Genomic DNA, 1048 nt, shown 5'->3' on the forward strand with positions numbered 1-1048 from the left:
TCCACCGCCCGGTACACATTCTCGCCGCCGTTACGCTCGATCTCCCTCGAAATCACCGAGTGATGCCTGCCGAGCGCCTTCGCGATGAACCGCGCCGAACGATTCTTGCCCAACTCGCGGGAAATAACCTCCCGCTCCTCGATCGTCAACTGCTCCCGCCGACCCATCCACCATCCAGCCCCTCGACGCCAACACGATCATCCTATCGAGGCGTCGCTACGACCATTTGACCCCGCCTGGTCTCACGTACTCCTTTCTGATCCGGAGCGGCGTGACATACAGCGACGGGACGAAGCTCGACGCCCAGAACGTCAAGCGTAACCTGGAGTTTCGGGCCTTCGGGGACAGCGAGGGGAACGTGCGAGACTCGAACCTTCCGGCGGTGACATCTGTTTCGGCCGACGACTCGGCCCAGACCGTGATGGTAAAGCTCGCCAAACCGTATCCATACTTCCTCAGTCAGCTGGGATTTCTCACCGAGGGACTCGTTTCTGACCGGTACTTCGACCTGAGCTACGCGGAGCAAGGAAAAGGCCCGAACCTGATCGGAAGCGGTCCTTTTGTAATACAGTCGTCAAGTCAGACGGAGACGAACCTGGTAAAGCGGTCGGGCTACGCCTGGGCCCCCACAGGAGTGTCGAATCAGGGTGAAGCGTATCTGAACTCCATCACGATCATCCCTGTTCAGGAAGGCAGCGTGCGCGAAGGAACGCTGGAGTCCGGACAGGCGGATCTGCTGCATTATATAGACCCGAGCGCGGAGGCGAGCGCCAAGAAGCGCGGTTTCCAAGTGATCAGTCAGTCGTATCCTGACCAGGTGACTTATCAGCTGGCCGTACACGCTAACGCGCCGTATCTGGACGACATCAATGTGCGGAAGGCGATGTTGATCGGAATCGACCGTCAGAAGTTGGTCGACACTGAGCCTTTCCCTGCAACGGGCCGTCACACTCCGCGTTCGATCACTATCTGTGACGGGCGGAGGGGGGTAGGCAGGGAAACGCGGGGCCTCGGTAGGAAGTAGTCCTTCCACAGAGCAACTTCCGAG

2 protein-coding genes are annotated in these 1048 nt (G+C 59.4%); one reads left to right on the forward strand and one right to left on the reverse strand.

What is annotated here, in order from left to right:
• A partial coding sequence (locus NBZ85_RS31310) for a helix-turn-helix domain-containing protein (RefSeq protein ID WP_261562771.1) occupies window positions 1–167 on the reverse strand: 167 nt, incomplete at its 3' end.
• Between the two features lie 59 nt (window positions 168–226).
• Here NBZ85_RS31310 and NBZ85_RS31315 point away from each other — a divergent pair.
• The gene (locus tag NBZ85_RS31315; RefSeq protein ID WP_261563445.1) at window positions 227–1024 is read left to right on the forward strand and encodes an ABC transporter substrate-binding protein; all 798 of its coding nucleotides are present in this window, start codon (window positions 227–229) and stop codon (window positions 1022–1024) included.
• Window positions 1025–1048 lie beyond the last annotated feature (24 nt).

It is taken from the genome of Frankia tisae (assembly GCF_025403405.1).
GTDB classification, from domain to species: domain Bacteria; phylum Actinomycetota; class Actinomycetes; order Frankiales; family Frankiaceae; genus Frankia; species Frankia tisai.